Raw genomic sequence first — 15,345 nt, 5'->3', positions numbered from 1 at the left:
AGGTTCCTTCGTCAGTCCACCCATAACGCGCGATGGGTGCCAAGGGTTGAGCCAGTGTGCCTGCTGCGTGTCGGCGGTCGCGTAAAGCTGGGTAAAGAAATGCGAAACAAGCAAGGAATTGGAGTCAGGCCGGGCCGTGCAGTTCACTCCAGCGGGCGCTGTCGAAACCGGCGGTGATGGCGCCCGCGGGCCACTCGACCACGGGGCGCTTGATGACGCTGGGCTGCTCGCGCATCAGCGCCATGGCGCTGGCGGCGTCCTGCACGCGGGCCTGGGCTGCGGCATCGAGCTTGCGCCAGGTGGTGCCCTGGCGGTTGACGAGCTTTTCCCAGCCCAGGGCGGCAATCCATTGCGGCAGGCGCTCGGCGGGCACGCCCTGTTTCTTGAAATCGTGGAACTGGTAGTCCACGCCCTGGGCGCTCAGCCAGGCGCGGGCCTTTTTCACGGTGTCGCAATTGGGAATGCCGTAGACGGTGATGGTGGGGGGATTCATGCCCCCGATCATGCACTTGGCCCGGGCTCGGCGACAATCCCTCCCCGTATGCACACCCGATTCGACTCCCTGGACGGCTGGCTGGCGCACTGCGAGCGCCTGCACCCGCGCAACATCGACATGGGCCTGGAGCGCGTGCGCGCCGTCGCGCAGCGCCTGGGCCTGCACTTCGGCTGCCCGGTGATCACCGTGGCAGGCACCAACGGCAAGGGCTCGACCTGCGCCATGCTGGAAGCCGTGGCGCTGCAGGCGGGCTACCGCACCGGCGTCTACACCTCGCCGCACCTGGTGCATTTCGAGGAGCGCTGCCGCATCCATGGCGAGATCGTGCCGGTCGGCGACCTGCTGGCGCATTTCGAGGCCGTGGAGCGCGCGCGCACCGCGGGCGATGAAATTTCGCTGACCTATTTCGAGTTCACCACGCTGGCCATCCTGCACCTGATGAGCCAGTCGCGGCTGGACGTGGCCATCCTGGAAGTCGGCCTCGGCGGCCGACTGGATGCGACCAACGTCGTCGATGCCGACTGCGCGGTGATCACCAGCATCGACATCGACCACACCGAATTCCTCGGGTCCGACCGCGAAAGCATCGGGCGCGAGAAGGCCGGCATCATGCGCACCGGCCGCCCGGTGATCGTGGGCGACCCGATGGCGCCGCAGAGCGTGATCGACCATGCGCGCGAGATCGGCGCCGACCTGTGGCGCTTCGGCCATGACTTCAACTATTCCGGCGACAAGCAGCAATGGGCCTGGGCCGGGCGCGGGCGCCGCTATGCCGGCCTGGCCTACCCGGCGCTGCGCGGCGCCAACCAGCTGGTCAACGCCTCGGGCGCGCTGGCGGCGCTGGAGGCGCTGCGCGAGCGCCTGCCCATCAACGCCCAGGCCGTGCGTGCCGGGCTGGCGCTGGTGGAGCTGCCGGGGCGCTTCCAGATCGTGCCGGGCCAGCCCACGCTGGTGCTGGACGTGGCGCACAACCCGCATTCGGTGGCGGCGCTCACGGCCAACCTCGACGCCATGGGCTTTTTCCCCACCACGCACGCCGTGTTCGGCGCCATGGCCGACAAGGACCTGGCGCCCATGCTGGCGCGCATCGGCCCGGTGATCGACCGCTGGTATTTCACCAGCCTGCCCACGCCCCGGGCCGAGACGGCCGCCGTGCTGCAGCAGAAATGGAACGCCGTGCAGATGGCCGCGGGCGGGCGCCGGCCGGTCACCACCAGCCTGCACGCCAGCCCCGAGCAGGCGCTGGCCGCCGCCGTGGCCGCCGCCGACCCGGCTGATAGAATCGTCGTCTTTGGCTCGTTCTACACCGTAGGGGGCGTCCTGCAGCATGGAACGCCACGGCTGGAGGCCAAGCACTTGGCTTCGCCGCAGGCGCCTGCCGCGTAAAAGCGCATACTTTTCAGGCCACCCCTCGCGCGTTCCGCATTCCATGGCATTTTTCAAGTTTCCCTGGCCTGGCCGCAAGGAGCAGGACGAAAAGCCTGCCAAGCGCTCGCGCGCCCCCCAGGCCGAGAGCATCGAGGCCATGCGCAGGCGGGCGCGCCACCGCCTGATCGGCGCCACGGTGCTGGTGCTGCTGGGGGTGGTGGGCTTTCCGCTGCTGTTCGACACGCAGCCGCGTCCGGTACCCGTTGATATCCCCATCGAGATTCCTGACCGCAACAAGGCCCCCGCCCTGGCCGGCGGCGCCGGTACGCCGGGCGTGGCCGAGAGCCTGGCGGACGGCGAGGAGGTCGTGGCAGTGGCTCCGGCGCCTGCGGCCAGGCCGGCAATACCGGCGCCGCCCTTGCCGGTGGCCGTGCCCAAGCCGGAGCCGAAGCCCGCCGCAGCGCCCGTGCCCAAACCGGAGCCCAAGTTCGAATCGCGGCCGGAACCCAAGCCCGAGCGCAAGCCAGAGCCCAAGCCGGAACCGAAACCTGAACCCAAGCCTGCACCGGCGCCTGCGCGCTCCGACGATGCAGCCCGCGCGCGCGCGCTGCTGGAGGGGCGCAGCTTCGAGCCGGCGGCGGCCTCCGCCGCGGCCGCGCAGGAGGCGCGGTTCATCGTGCAGGTGGGGGCCTTCGGCGACATGGACAAGGCGCGCGAGGTGCGCGCCAAGCTGGAGCGCGCGGGCCTCAAGACCTATGCGCAGACGGTGGACACCAAGGATGGCAAGCGCACCCGGGTGCGTGTGGGGCCGTTCAACAACCGCACGGACGCCGACAAGGCGGCGGCGCGCATCAAGGGGCTGGATCTGCCGGCCTCGGTGCTGACACTGTAAGAGCCACAGGTTCTGACACCCGTGCCCCATGGCTGCCCTGGACTGGATCTTCGCCGCCGTGCTGCTGGCCTCGATGCTGATCGGCGCCTGGCGCGGCCTGGTGTTCGAGCTGCTGTCGCTGGCGGGCTGGGTGGTGGCTTTCTTCCTGGCCCAGTGGTGGGCGGCACCCATGGCGGCCTGGCTGCCCATGGGCGAGGCGCAGGACGCGGTGCGCCACGCGGCGGGGTTCGCCGTGGTGTTCGTGCTGGCGGTGTTCGCCTGCGGCTTCGTGGCCTGGCTGGCCAAGAAGCTGATCGAGGCCGTGGGCCTGCGGCCGGCCGACCGGGCGCTGGGCGCCCTGTTCGGCGTGCTGCGCGGCGGCCTGGTGCTGCTGGCGGTGGCGGCGGTGGCGGGCTGGACGCCGCTGCACGAGGCCGACTGGTGGCGGCAGTCGCACGTGGCGCCATGGATGGCGCAGGTGCTGCAGGGCCTGCGCCCGGCGCTGCCCGAGGAGTTCGGGAGGCATCTGCCTTCCTGAGGGCGCGCGAGCGTTCTCGCTTGGAAAGCCGGTGCGCCGCATACCGTGGCGGCTGGCGTGATACCTGCGGGCTTGTCCCGCAAACGAATGGAACCGGACCTATGTGTGGAATCGTTGGCGTTGTCAGTCATGCGCCCGTGAACCAGTTGATCTACGACGCGCTGCTGCTGCTGCAGCACCGGGGGCAGGATGCCGCGGGCATCGTCACCCAGCAGGAGCGCAAGTTCTTCATGCACAAAGCCAAGGGCATGGTGCGCGATGTCTTCCGCACGCGCAACATGCGGGCGCTGCCGGGCAACGTCGGCCTGGGGCAGGTGCGCTACCCCACGGCGGGCAGCGCCGCCAGCGAGGAAGAGGCGCAGCCCTTCTACGTGAACGCGCCCTTCGGCATCGTCATGGTGCACAACGGCAACCTGACCAACGCGCACACGCTGCGCCGCGAGCTGTCGGAGACCGACCACCGCCACACCAATACCGAGAGCGATTCCGAGGTGCTGCTCAACGTGCTGGCGCACGAGCTGGCGCGCGCCAGCCGCGGCGCGCCGCTGCGCAGCGAGGACATCTTCCAGGCCGTGCGCGCGGTGCACAAGCGCATCAAGGGCTCGTATGCCGTGATCGCGCTGATCGCCGGCTACGGTCTGCTGGCGTTCCGCGACCCGTTCGGCATCCGCCCGCTGTGCATGGGCCGCGGCAGCGACGGCACGGTGATGCTGGCCAGCGAGTCCGTGGCGCTGGAGGGCACCAGCCACGTGCTGGAGCGCGACATCGCGCCGGGCGAGGCGGTGTTCCTGCATACCGACGGCCGCATCGAGACGCAGCAGTGCGCCGAGAACCCGCACCTGAACCCCTGCGTGTTCGAGTACGTGTACCTGGCGCGGCCCGATTCGGTCATGGACGGCATCTCCGTCTACCAGGCGCGCCTGAACATGGGCGAGACGCTGGCCAAGCGCGTCATCTCCACCGTGCCGCCGGGAGAGATCGACGCCATCATCCCCATTCCCGAATCGAGCCGCCCCAGTGCCATGCAGCTGGCGCAGTTGCTGGGCATTCCGTACCGCGAGGGCTTCGTCAAGAACCGCTACGTGGGCCGCACCTTCATCATGCCGGGCCAGGGCACGCGCAAGAAGTCGGTGCGCCAGAAGCTCAACGCCATCGGCAGCGAGTTCAAGGGCCGCCGCGTGCTGCTGGTGGACGACTCCATCGTGCGCGGCACCACCTCCAAGGAAATCGTGCAGATGGCACGCGACGCCGGGGCGGTGAAGGTGTACCTGGCCTCGGCCGCGCCGCCGGTGCGCTACCCCAACGTTTACGGCATCGACATGCCGACCAAGACCGAGCTGGTGGCGCACGGCCGCACGGTGGAGGAAATCCGCCAGGTGATCGGCGCCGATGCGCTGATCTACCAGGACGTGCAGGCCATGAAGCAGGCCGTGGGCAAGATCAACCCGGCGGTGCAGGGCTTCGAGGCGTCGTGCTTCGACGGCTGCTACATCACCGGCGACATCTCCGACGCCGAGGTGACGGCGCTCAACGAAGGCCGCAACCGGGGCGAGGAAGAGGACGACGGCGACAGCTCGCGCCTGTCCCTGCCCAACGCGCAGGACTGAACGCATCGGGCGGCTGCTGCGAAAAGATGAGCGCCTGGCGCTTATCTTCAGGCGGTTTGCGCATTAAAGGATTCCTGAATCCTTGTGTATAAAGCGCTGGCAGCTCCTATTTTTGAAGCAAGGAATCCGACCGTGACTGAACCAACCCTGCCCCCGGGCCTGCACCCGGACACCCTCGCCGTGCGCGAGGCCGTGGAGCGCAGTCCGTGGGGCGAGCACAGCGAGGCGCTGTACCTCACCAGCAGCTTCGTGCAGCCCGACTGCGCCAGCGCCGCGCGCCGCTTCGCCAACGAAGAGCCGGGCTACACCTACAGCCGCACCGCCAACCCCACGGTCACGAGCTTCGAGCGCCGCCTGGCGGCGATAGAGGGCACCGAGTGCGCCGTGGCCACCAGCACCGGCATGTCGGCCATCCTGCTGATGGCGCTGACCATGCTCAAGGCGGGCGACCATGTGGTGGCCTCGCAGTCCATGTTCGGCTCGACCATCAAGCTGCTGGGCGGCGAGATGGCGCGCTTCGGCATCGAGACCACCTTCGTCTCCCAGACCGACGTGCAGGCCTGGCAAGCGGCGATCCGCCCGAACACGCGCCTGCTGTTCGCCGAGACGCCGACCAACCCGCTCACCGACCTGTGCGACATTGCCGCGCTGGCCGCGCTGGCGCACGCCCACGGCGCGCTGCTGGCGGTGGACAACAGCTTCGCCTCGCCCGTGCTGCAGCGCCCGGCGCAGCTGGGCGCGGACCTGGTGGTCTATTCGGGCACCAAGCTGCTCGACGGCCAGGGCCGCGTCATGGCCGGCGCCGTCTGCGGCAGCACGGCGCTGGTGGACAAGGTGATGGGCGCCTTCATGCGCAGCGCCGGACTCAACTTGGCGCCGTTCAACGCCTGGGTGGTGCTCAAGGGGCTGGAGACGCTGTCCCTGCGCGTCAAGGCGCAAAGCGCCGCGGCGCTGGAGCTGGCGCGCTGGCTGGAGGCGCACCCGAAGGTGGCGCGCGTCTACTACCCCGGCCTGCCCAGCCACGCCCAGCACGCGCTGGCCATGCGCCAGCAGGGCGGCCTGGGCGGCTCGGTCATCGCCTTCGACGTGGTGGGCGAGGGCGCCGAGCTGCTGCGCGCCAATGCCTTCCACGTGGCCGACAGCACGCGCGTGTGCTCCATCACGGCCAACCTGGGCGACGTGAAGACCACCATCACCCACCCGGGCAGCACCTCGCACGGCCGCCTGACCGAGGCGCAACGCCAGGCGGCGGGCATCGGCCAGGGGCTGATCCGCGTCTCCGTGGGACTGGAACACCTCGACGATTTGAAAGCAGACCTCAGCCGAGGACTGGACACATTGGCATGACCGCACACAAAGTACGCACCCGTTTCGCCCCGTCTCCCACGGGCTTCATCCACCTGGGCAACATCCGCTCGGCGCTGTACCCCTGGGCCTTTGCCCGCGCCAATGGCGGCGATTTCATCCTGCGCATCGAAGACACCGACGTCGAGCGCTCCACCCAGGCTTCGGTGGATGTGATCCTGGAGGGCATGGCCTGGCTGCAGCTCACCCCGGACGAAGGCCCGTTCTTCCAGATGCAGCGCATGGACCGCTACAAGGAAGTGCTGGCGCAGCTGCAGGCCGCGGGCCACGTCTATCCCTGCTACATGCGCGTGGAAGAGCTCGACGCCCTGCGCGAGCGCCAGATGGCGAACAAGGAAAAACCGCGCTACGACGGCACCTGGCGCCCCGCGCCCGGCAAGGTGCTGCCGCCCATCCCCGAAGGCGTCAAGCCCGTGCTGCGCTTCAAGACGCCGCAGGACGGCGTGGTCGCCTGGGACGACAAGTGCAAGGGCCGCATCGAGTTCCAGAACAGCGAGCTGGACGACCTGGTGATCGCGCGCCCGGATGGCACGCCCACCTACAACTTCTGCGTCTGCGTGGATGACATCGACATGGCCATCACCCACGTCATCCGCGGCGACGACCACGTCAACAACACGCCGCGCCAGATCCACATCTTCGAGGCACTGGGCGCCCAGGTGCCGGTGTTCGCCCACCTGCCCACCGTGCTCAACGAGCAGGGCGAGAAGATGAGCAAGCGCAACGGCGCCAAGGCCGTGACGCAGTACCGCGACGAAGGCTACCTGCCCGACGCCATGGTGAACTACCTGGCGCGCCTGGGCTGGAGCCATGGCGACGACGAAATCTTCAGCCGCGCGCAGTTCCTGGAGTGGTTCAACCTCGACCACCTGGGCCGCAGCGCCGGCCAGTTCGACGAGGCCAAGCTGCGCTGGGTCAACGCCCAGCACCTGAAGGCCCTGGATGACGCCCAACTGGCCACGCTGGTGACGCCTTTCGCCGAGCAGGCCGGCGTGCCGGCGGCCCAGCTCGACGCGCGCCTGCCGCGCATCTGCGGCCTGTTCAAGGACCGTTGCGAGACGCTGGCCGATCTGGCGGGCTGGGTGCGCCTGTTCTACGTGGACTCCATCGAGCGCAACGCCGAGGACTTCGCCAGGCACGTCACGCCCGCCGCCGAGCCCGCGCTGGCCGCTTTTGCCGCAGCCATCGAACAGGTCGAATGGAGCAAGGACGCGATCGCCGCGGCCATCAAGGACGTGCTCAAGGCCCAGGGCCTCAAGATGCCGCAGCTCGCCATGCCCGTGCGCGTGCTGACGCTGGGCACGGCGCACACCCCTTCGGTCGATGCGGTGCTGGAGCTGCTGGGGCGCGAAAAAATTTGCGCGAGATTGAAAAACCGTTGAGAACCTGTCTATAATTCGAGGCTCAGCAGATAACGATGTGGCTGTAATGGCTGTGTTAAATCTGAGTGGGGGTATAGCTCAGCTGGGAGAGCGCTTGCATGGCATGCAAGAGGTCATCGGTTCGATCCCGTTTACCTCCACCATTGAGAATTGAACGGAAGTTCTTAGGTTTTGACCCTATCGTCTAGAGGCCTAGGACATCACCCTTTCACGGTGAGTACCGGGGTTCGAATCCCCGTAGGGTCGCCAAGTTTGAAGCACTTGAAGCTCGCAAGAGCTGGCAACGCTTCCTGCCAGGAGTGGTAGTTCAGTTGGTTAGAATACCGGCCTGTCACGCCGGGGGTCGCGGGTTCGAGTCCCGTCCACTCCGCCAGATTCCCTTGGGGGTATAGCTCAGCTGGGAGAGCGCTTGCATGGCATGCAAGAGGTCATCGGTTCGATCCCGTTTACCTCCACCATTGAGAATTGAACGGAAGTTCTTAGGTTTTGACCCTATCGTCTAGAGGCCTAGGACATCACCCTTTCACGGTGAGTACCGGGGTTCGAATCCCCGTAGGGTCGCCAAGTTTGAAGCACTTGAAGCTCGCGAGAGCTGGCAACGCTTCCTGCCAGGAGTGGTAGTTCAGTTGGTTAGAATACCGGCCTGTCACGCCGGGGGTCGCGGGTTCGAGTCCCGTCCACTCCGCCACAGATTCATTCAACGCCGCAACGAGTTTCGTTGCGGCGTTTGTTTTTGTGCTGTCGCGTGCATTCAACCAGCGGCCTTGCGCAAAGCCTCCATCACCGCCGGTACCGGGTCTTTCTCGTACCCGGTTCTCCAGGGAGGGAGGGAGGCAGCGCAGTCATCACACGCGCTCCAGCACCAGCGCAATCCCCTGCCCGACACCAATGCACATGGTGCACAGCGCATAGCGCCCGCCCGTGGCCTGCAGGCGGTTCACCGCCGTGGTGGCCAGGCGCGCGCCGCTGGCGCCCAGCGGGTGGCCCAGGGCGATGGCGCCGCCCCAGGCGTTCACGCGTTCGTCGTCGTCCGGCAAGCCCAGCTGGCGCAGCACCGCCAGGCCCTGGGCGGCGAAGGCTTCGTTGAGCTCGATCACGTCCAGTTGCGCGAGCGCCAGGCCGGTCTGCGCCAGCACCTTCTGCGTGGCCGGCACCGGGCCGATGCCCATGAGGCGCGGCGCCACGCCCGCCACCGCCATGCCCACCACGCGCGCGCGCGGCGTCAGGCCGTGGCGCGCGGCGCTGGCCTCATCGGCCAATAGCAGCGCGCAGGCGCCGTCGTTCACGCCGCTGGCGTTGCCCGCGGTCACCGTGCCGTCCGGGCGCACCACGCCCTTGAGCCGGGCCAGCGCCTCCAGGCTGGTCGCGCGCGGATGCTCATCCTGGTCCACGACAAGGGCCTCGCCCTTCTTCTGCGCGATGTGCACCGGCACGATCTCGCGCGCCAGGTGGCCGGCCTGCTGCGCGGCCAGCGCCTTGCACTGGCTGGCCAGGGCCATGCGATCCTGCGCCGCGCGCTCGATGCCGAATGCCTGCGCCACGTTCTCCGCCGTCTCCGGCATCGAATCCACGCCGTACTGCGCCTGCATCAGCGGGTTGACGAAACGCCAGCCAATGGTGGTGTCATACACCGCGTTGGCCCGGCTGAAGGCACTCTGCGCCTTGGGCATGACGAACGGCGCGCGGCTCATGCTCTCCACGCCGCCGGCGATCACCAGGCCCGCCTCGCCCGCCTTGATGGCGCGCGCGGCGCTGCCCACGGCATCCAGGCCCGAGCCGCACAGGCGGTTGATGGTGGCCCCCGGCACCTCCATGGGCAGGCCCGCGAGCAGGCTGGCCATGCGGGCGACATTGCGGTTGTCCTCGCCGGCCTGGTTGGCGCAGCCGTAGAGCACATCGGCCACGGCAGCCCAGTCCACGCCGGGGTTGCGCGCACGCAGGGCCTTGAGGGGCAGGGCGGCGAGGTCGTCGGTGCGGAGGCTGCAGAGGGCGCCGCCGTAGCGGCCGAAGGGGGTGCGGATGGCGTCGCAGATGAAGGCTTGGGGCGTCTGAGGCATGGCAGGCGGGCAGTGCGTAAAAGGTGGCACCGATTGTTCGGCCTGGGCTGGGCTTTGACAATGGCAAAGAAAGTGGACATTCCGTCAAATGGTTTTGACCGATCCGCAGGGGCATGGGGAAGAATTTCTACTGTTTTTGGCCTCCAGCCCTTTGCCAGCAAGCGCTGGCAGCTCTCTTTTTTGATGCTGGGGAGGCGGGTTTATCCGCCCCGCCCAGGCGCATGCCGCGGCCGTGTAGACTGGCGGGTTTTTTGATCCGGCACGATGGCGCAGCGCACCAGCATTACCAGCTCGGCCCTGGTTCGTCTGCTGTCCAGCATGGGCGGCCCGCAGGCCCACGCCCGCACGGGCGCTTTTGCCGATGGCCTGAGCCAATGGACCGGCTGGACGGATGCCATCGCCCTGTCCTCCGCACTCGAACGCCCTGGCGCCGCCCTGCCCGTGGCGGCCGGCGAGGAGGCCGAGGCCCGCCATGCGGCCCAGCATGCCGCCTGTGAACAGCTACGCAGCCTGCTGGCCCAGGCCATTGCGCGCGAAACGCAGGCCGTGGGCCGCTCGCCGCTGGAAGCAGGGCTGGGCTTTGCCGCCTACCGGCAGTGCCATGTGGCGCGCCAGCAGGCCATGGAACTGGCCATTGCCCCGCTGCGCGAGCGCGTGCGCGCGGCCCTGGCCGCCTGCGGCCCGCAGCAGGCCCGCCTGGCTGCCGTGGACGCCGTCATGGCCCAGGCCCTGGCGCCACACGAGCGCCGCCTGCTGGGCGGCTTGCCTGGCTGGCTGGAAAAGCGCTGCCAGCGCCTGGGCCAGCAAGGCGTGCCCGAGGCGGTGCTGGCCGACACCCTGCGGCAGGAGCTGCAGGCCCTGCTGCTGGCCGAGCTGGAACACCGATTGCAACCGGTCGAGGGGCTGATCGCCGCCCTGCGTCCTTTCTCTACATCGCCTTCTCCATGAAGAAACCGTTTTTCGCCGCCGCATTCGCCACAGGCCTGGCCGTCGTAGGCTGGGTGGGCACGGGCTACCTCGCATCGCACCCGCTGGCGCTGGCCACCACGCTGCTCATTGCGGGCTTCTACGTGCTGGGGGCGCTGGAGCTGCTGCGCTTCATGCGCGCCACCGATGCCTTGCGCGGCGCCCTGCAGGCCCTGCAAGGCACGCCCGGGCGCCTGGCCGACTGGCTGGCGCCGCTGCCCGATGCCCTGCGCAGCGCGGTGCAACAGCGCATCGAAGGCACCCGTGCCGCGCTGCCCGGGCCGGTGCTGGCGCCGTACCTCAGCGGCCTGCTGGTGCTGCTGGGCATGCTGGGCACTTTTGCCGGCATGGCCGTGGCGCTGAACGGCACCGGTGCCGCGCTGGAAGGCGCGCAGGGGCTGGCCGCCATTCGCGATGCGCTCTCGGCCCCGGTGCGCGGCCTGGGCCTGGCCTTCGGCACCTCGGTGGCGGGCGTGGCGGCTTCGGCCGCCCTCGGGCTGATGACCGCGCTGGCGCGGCGCGAGCGCATCCAGGCCGCGCAGCAGCTCGACGCGGCGATGGCCACGGCCCTGCGGCCGTTTTCCAGCCAGCACCAGCGCGAAGCCCAACTGCACCTGATGGAGCAGCAGGCGGGCCTGCTGCCCGGCGTGGCCGAACGCATCCAGGCCTGCATGGACGCGCTGGAGCGCCAGCAGCAGGCCCTGGGCGAGCGCCTGCAGGCCGAGCAGACGCGCTTCTACCGCGATACCGAACAGGCCTTCCAGGGCCTGGCCACGTCCGTGCAGCACACCCTGAGCCGCAGCGCCGCCGACAGCGCCGAGCGTGCCGGCGCCGCGCTGCAGCCCGCGGTGCAGGCCGCCCTGGCGGGCCTGGCGCAAGAAAGCACGCGCCTGCAGGACGCCATGGCCGGGCAACTGCGCCAGCAGCTCGACGGGCTGGCCTCCCAGTGGGGCCAGGCCACGGCGGCCACCGCCGCCCATTGGCACGACGCCCTGGCCGCGCACCAGCAGGCCCATGCCGCGCACAGCCAGGCCTTGGGCGCTGCGCTGACGCAGTTCACCGAGGGCTTTGCGCAGCATGCCCATGCCTTGGCGCAGCGGCTGGCGCAGCAGTCCAGCGCGCAGACCGAGGCGCACAGCGCGCGCTGGGAGGCCGCGCTGGCGCAGCAGAGCCAGCAGGCCGGGCAACTCGCGGCGCAGCAGCAGCAGGCGCTGCAGGCCGCCACCGACGGCCTGGCGGGCCACGCCGCCGCCCTGCAGACCACGGTGGGGCAGGCGCACGAAGCGCTGCAGGCCCGCTGGGCCGCGCAGGATGAAACCCGCCTCGCGGCCTGGACCCAGGCCCTGCAGGCCCAGGCCGCCGCCCTGCAAACCCAGTGGCAAACGCACGGCACCCAGGCGCAGGCCCAATTACAGCAGGTGCACGAGGCCCTGGCGCACACGGCGCAGGCCCTGCAGACTCAGGGCGAGGCCCAGGCCCAGCAGCTGGCCGACACCCACGCCCAGCGCGCTGCGCAGGACGAGCAGCGCCTGGCCGCCTGGACCCAGGCCCTGCAGGCGCAGGCGGCGGCCCTGCTGGCCCAGTGGCAGGCGCACGGCGCCCAGGCCCAGGAGGAGATGCGGCAACTGCATGAAACCCTGGCGCGCACGGCGGACCACGTCACCGCCCAGAACGAAGCCCAGGCGCAGCGCCTGCTGGACGGCCTGGCCCAGCGCGCCGCGCAGGACGAACAGCGCCTGGCGGCCTGGACCCAGGCCCTGCAGGCCCAGGCCCAGGCCCTGCGCACGCAGTGGCAGGATGGCAGCGCCCAGACCCAGGCGCAGCTGCAGCAACTGCAAGACACCCTGGCCCGCGCGGCCCACGACATCCACACCCAGGGCAGCGCCCAGGCCCGGCACCTGCTGGACGGCCTGGCCCAGCGTGCCGCGCAGGACGAACAGCGCCTGGCGGCCTGGACGCAAACCCTGCAGGCCCAGGCCGTGCAGCAGCACGAAGCCCTGCGCCAGACCGCCGCCGAGGCCACGGCGCAGCAGCAGCAGGTGAGCGCGGCGCTGGCCGATGCGGCGGGCGAGATCACGCGCCAGCTCCATGCCCAGGCGCAGGGCACCCTGGGCGAGGTGGCCGCCTTGCTGCAGGCCGCGGGCGAGGCGCCGCGCGCCGCCGCCGAGGCCATGGGCGAGCTGCGCGCCAAGCTGGCCGACAGCATGGCGCGCGACGACGCCATGCTGCAGGAGCGCGGGCGCATCCTGGAGGCGCTGGCCGCGCAACTGGAAGCCGCGCGCGCCGCTGCCACCGCGCAGCGCAGCGCCATCGACGCGCTGGTCCAGGCCGCCACGGACATGCTGGCGCAGGTCCAGGCGCGATTCGAAGGCACGCTGCAGGCCCAGGCCGCCCAGATGGAGGGCGTGGGCGCCCAGGTCGGCGCCAGCGCCGTTGAGGTGGCCAGCCTGGGCGAGGCCTTCGGCGGCGCGGTACAGCTCTTTGGCGACGCCAACGCGCAGACGCTGGCGCAGCTGCAGCGCATCGAGGCGGCGCTGGCCCAGTCGCTGGCGCGCAGCGACGAACAACTCGACTACTACGTGGCCCAGGCGCGCGAAGTGATCGAGCTGAGCGTGGGCGCGCAAAAGCAGATCATCGACGCGCTGCAGCAGCTGGCCGCCGCGCGCGGCGAGGCGGCGGCATGAGCGGCGACGCGCTCGAAGACGGCCTGGAAGGCAGCGTGCCCGTCTGGGCCGCCTTTGGCGACCTGATGGCCGGGGCGCTGGGGGCGTTCGCGCTCATCCTGGTGGCGGCGCTGGGCATGCAGATGGAGCTGGCCGAGCGGCTGCGCACCGAGCAGGCGCAGCGCGCCGAGCAGGCGCAGCGCCTGGTCAGCCTGGAGCAGGCGCTGGCCGGCCCGCTGGCCGCCGGCCGCGTCACGCTGGCCCATGGGCGCATCGGCATCAGCGGCAGCGTGCTGTTCGCCTTCAACTCCGACGAGCTGCAGCCCGAAGGGCGGCAACTGCTGCACAGCCTGGCGGGCCCGCTGGCGGCCTACCTGCGCCAGCGCGGCGAGATCCTCATGGTCAGCGGCTTCACCGACGACCGGCCCATGCGCGGTGGCGCAGGCGGGGCGGCGCGCTTTGCCGACAACTGGGAGCTGTCGGCGCAGCGCGCGCTCACCGTGACGCGCGCGCTCATCGACGAAGGCATCCCCGCATCCAGTGTGTTTGCCGCCGCCTTCGGCGCCGAGCAGGCCGTGGCCTCGAACCACGATGCCGCGGGCCGCGCGCTGAACCGCCGCGTGGAGATGGCGCCCATGCCGCGCCCCGCGCGCGAAGGGGCTGCGGCGCCATGAGCCTGGACGACAGCGCCGCGCCGCGGCCGGGTGCCGCGGCGGTGCGCCAGCTCTGGGCCGAGGCCCTGGCGCGCCGCGCCGCGGCGCAGCCCGAGCCGGTGCGCCGCAGGCTCGCGGTGCGGCTGGCGGCGCTGGAGCAGGGCGGGGCGGTGGCTGCCGTGCCGCAGGCGGCGGCGCCCGCCCCGGTGCGCGGGCCCCTGGGCCGCCTGGCCGATGCGCTGGCACGGGGCGATGCAGGGCCCGCCACTCCGGCGGCCATGGCATCCGGCCTTTGCGCTGCGCCCGAGGCCGCGCTGCCCGAGCTGCAGGCGCTGCAGCGCTTTCGCGCCACCTGGTCGCGCCTGGCGGCCGAGGAGCGCGTGCAGCAGGCGCTGGCCCATGTGCCGCCGCAGGCCGGGCCGCTGAATTCGAGCCATCTGGTGTACCGGGCCCTGCTGCTGATGCGCGAGACCGCGCCCGAGTACCTGCAGCGCTTCGTGCCCTATGTCGATGCGCTGCTGTGGCTGGAGCAGATGCAGGCGCCTGGCGTGCCGCCACCTGTGGCGGCGCGGCGCAAGGCAAAGGGCAAGCCTGGGAAGGGGCGTTCGGCTTGAGAGCCGATGGATGCTGCGGTTTTTGTAGCTGGTTGCGCTTGCTGCGATTGGGTTGGGGGCTGTTTTGATGCTTGTGGTGGGTTTGCTTTCCGGGGCCGGGACTCGCCCCGGCGGGCGACTTCCTTTTCTTGCTCGTGCAAGAAAAGGAAGCAAAAGAAGCACGCCCCTGCTGCCCGTATCCCCTTCGCTTCGCTCCGGGGCAGCCTGCGGTGCTCGGGCGTGGGGCGGTGCCGCGTAACTCACTGCGCGCTACGCGCTCCGTTCAAACAGACGCGGCAAGTCAGATCACGAAGCGCGTGTGTCCTGCGGCACACGCGCCCGCCCCACGCCCTGCGCTCCTCGGTACGGCCAGAAGGGGTTTGAAGCCCCACACGGGCCATCGCTGCGCTCGGCCCCCAACACGCAGGCGCTGCGCGCCGCGAAGTCCAGGCCGAGCGCAGCGATGGCCCGTGTCGTCTCCACCCCCTTTCAGGCTGCGCCTGGGGCGAGGCGGTGGCGGGGTGGCATGCGCGAAGTCGCGCATGCTTCGTGAACTGACTCGCTGTGGCTGTTTGAGCGAAGCGCCGCAGGCGCGCAGCGAGTTCCGCAGCGCACCCCGCCAGCGCCTCGCCCCAGGTTTGCCCCGTAGCGCAGCGAAGGGGTCGCAGACTGCGGGGCTCGTTTCTTTGGGTACTTTCTTGCCGCGCGGCAAGAAAGTACCTCGCCCGCCGGGGCGAGTCCCGGCCCCGGAAAGCAAACCCAAAAACACAGCCAAAACCGCAGCAA

At 70.2% G+C, this 15,345-nt stretch carries 12 protein-coding genes and 6 tRNA genes; 16 read left to right on the top strand and 2 right to left on the bottom strand.

All coding sequences use genetic code 11. The features are described from left to right. Positions 1–124: 124 nt before the first annotated feature. Positions 125–493 carry an ArsC family reductase gene (locus YS110_05840; protein ID UJB64303.1) on the bottom strand — a complete coding sequence of 123 codons (369 nt, stop codon included), beginning with the start codon at positions 491–493 and terminating at the stop codon, positions 125–127. Positions 494–541: 48 nt separating this feature from the next. On the opposite strand from YS110_05840, the gene folC reads away from it, so the two are divergent. From folC to YS110_05780, 12 genes are all read left to right on the top strand, one after another. Next, on the top strand, positions 542–1,882 hold the full coding sequence (gene folC, locus YS110_05835; GenBank protein UJB64302.1) for a bifunctional tetrahydrofolate synthase/dihydrofolate synthase: 1,341 nt from the start codon (positions 542–544) through the stop codon (positions 1,880–1,882). Between the two features lie 43 nt (positions 1,883–1,925). After that, positions 1,926–2,756 (top strand): SPOR domain-containing protein, encoded by an 831-nt coding sequence (locus YS110_05830; protein UJB64301.1) that lies wholly within the window; start codon positions 1,926–1,928, stop codon positions 2,754–2,756. A gap of 28 nt (positions 2,757–2,784) precedes the next feature. Further along, the gene (locus tag YS110_05825) at positions 2,785–3,273 is read left to right on the top strand and encodes a CvpA family protein (protein UJB64300.1); all 489 of its coding nucleotides are present in this window, start codon (positions 2,785–2,787) and stop codon (positions 3,271–3,273) included. Positions 3,274–3,374: 101 nt separating this feature from the next. Then, positions 3,375–4,880, top strand: a complete 1,506-nt coding sequence (gene purF, locus YS110_05820; GenBank protein UJB64299.1) for an amidophosphoribosyltransferase — start codon at positions 3,375–3,377, stop codon at positions 4,878–4,880. 132 nt (positions 4,881–5,012) lie between these two features. After that, entirely contained in the window at positions 5,013–6,227 is a 1,215-nt protein-coding gene (locus tag YS110_05815; GenBank protein UJB64298.1) for an O-succinylhomoserine sulfhydrylase, read from the top strand. Then, on the top strand, positions 6,224–7,627 hold the full coding sequence (locus tag YS110_05810; GenBank protein ID UJB64297.1) for a glutamate--tRNA ligase: 1,404 nt from the start codon (positions 6,224–6,226) through the stop codon (positions 7,625–7,627). Before YS110_05815 ends, YS110_05810 begins: the two co-directional genes overlap by 4 nt. A gap of 67 nt (positions 7,628–7,694) precedes the next feature. After that, positions 7,695–7,770 (top strand) — tRNA-Ala (locus tag YS110_05805). Between the two features lie 30 nt (positions 7,771–7,800). Then, a tRNA-Glu gene (locus YS110_05800) sits at positions 7,801–7,876 on the top strand. Between the two features lie 47 nt (positions 7,877–7,923). After that, positions 7,924–8,000 (top strand) — tRNA-Asp (locus YS110_05795). Between the two features lie 9 nt (positions 8,001–8,009). After that, positions 8,010–8,085, top strand: a tRNA-Ala gene (locus YS110_05790). Between the two features lie 30 nt (positions 8,086–8,115). Then, a tRNA-Glu gene (locus YS110_05785) sits at positions 8,116–8,191 on the top strand. A 47-nt stretch (positions 8,192–8,238) separates the two neighbouring features. Next, positions 8,239–8,315 (top strand) — tRNA-Asp (locus YS110_05780). A 157-nt stretch (positions 8,316–8,472) separates the two neighbouring features. On the opposite strand, the gene pcaF is transcribed toward YS110_05780, so the two are convergent. Further along, positions 8,473–9,684, bottom strand: a complete 1,212-nt coding sequence (gene pcaF, locus YS110_05775) for a 3-oxoadipyl-CoA thiolase (protein UJB64296.1) — start codon at positions 9,682–9,684, stop codon at positions 8,473–8,475. 264 nt (positions 9,685–9,948) lie between these two features. Between pcaF and YS110_05770 the strand changes: the two genes are divergently transcribed. From YS110_05770 to YS110_05755, 4 genes are read left to right on the top strand one after another with little or no spacing between them, the layout of a single operon-like run. Continuing rightward, the gene (locus YS110_05770) at positions 9,949–10,632 is read left to right on the top strand and encodes a DUF3348 family protein (protein ID UJB64295.1); all 684 of its coding nucleotides are present in this window, start codon (positions 9,949–9,951) and stop codon (positions 10,630–10,632) included. Beyond that, positions 10,629–13,334 carry a DUF802 domain-containing protein gene (locus YS110_05765; protein ID UJB64294.1) on the top strand — a complete coding sequence of 902 codons (2,706 nt, stop codon included), beginning with the start codon at positions 10,629–10,631 and terminating at the stop codon, positions 13,332–13,334. The genes YS110_05770 and YS110_05765 overlap by 4 nt, the downstream gene beginning before the upstream one ends. Further along, positions 13,331–13,987, top strand: coding sequence for an OmpA family protein (locus YS110_05760; GenBank protein UJB64293.1), 657 nt, complete (start codon positions 13,331–13,333; stop codon positions 13,985–13,987). Before YS110_05765 ends, YS110_05760 begins: the two co-directional genes overlap by 4 nt. Next, positions 13,984–14,580 carry a DUF2894 domain-containing protein gene (locus YS110_05755; protein UJB64292.1) on the top strand — a complete coding sequence of 199 codons (597 nt, stop codon included), beginning with the start codon at positions 13,984–13,986 and terminating at the stop codon, positions 14,578–14,580. The genes YS110_05760 and YS110_05755 overlap by 4 nt, the downstream gene beginning before the upstream one ends. Positions 14,581–15,345 lie beyond the last annotated feature (765 nt).

Origin of the sequence: Acidovorax sp. YS12, from assembly GCA_021496925.1 — a bacterium.
Classification (GTDB): Bacteria; Pseudomonadota; Gammaproteobacteria; order Burkholderiales; family Burkholderiaceae_C; genus Paenacidovorax.
The sequence above is the reverse complement of the archived record's forward strand: the minus strand, read 5'-3'. Positions and strand labels throughout refer to the sequence as shown.

Coding starts and splice junctions, on each gene's coding strand:
- YS110_05765 (UJB64294.1), top strand. CDS start 10,629: ATGAAGAAACCGTTTTTCGCCGCCGCATTCGCCACAGGCCTGGCCGTC.
- YS110_05810 (UJB64297.1), top strand. CDS start 6,224: ATGACCGCACACAAAGTACGCACCCGTTTCGCCCCGTCTCCCACGGGC.
- pcaF (UJB64296.1), bottom strand. CDS start 9,684: ATGCCTCAGACGCCCCAAGCCTTCATCTGCGACGCCATCCGCACCCCC.
- purF (UJB64299.1), top strand. CDS start 3,375: ATGTGTGGAATCGTTGGCGTTGTCAGTCATGCGCCCGTGAACCAGTTG.
- YS110_05825 (UJB64300.1), top strand. CDS start 2,785: ATGGCTGCCCTGGACTGGATCTTCGCCGCCGTGCTGCTGGCCTCGATG.
- YS110_05840 (UJB64303.1), bottom strand. CDS start 493: ATGAATCCCCCCACCATCACCGTCTACGGCATTCCCAATTGCGACACC.
- YS110_05755 (UJB64292.1), top strand. CDS start 13,984: ATGAGCCTGGACGACAGCGCCGCGCCGCGGCCGGGTGCCGCGGCGGTG.
- YS110_05830 (UJB64301.1), top strand. CDS start 1,926: ATGGCATTTTTCAAGTTTCCCTGGCCTGGCCGCAAGGAGCAGGACGAA.
- YS110_05760 (UJB64293.1), top strand. CDS start 13,331: ATGAGCGGCGACGCGCTCGAAGACGGCCTGGAAGGCAGCGTGCCCGTC.
- folC (UJB64302.1), top strand. CDS start 542: ATGCACACCCGATTCGACTCCCTGGACGGCTGGCTGGCGCACTGCGAG.
- YS110_05770 (UJB64295.1), top strand. CDS start 9,949: ATGGCGCAGCGCACCAGCATTACCAGCTCGGCCCTGGTTCGTCTGCTG.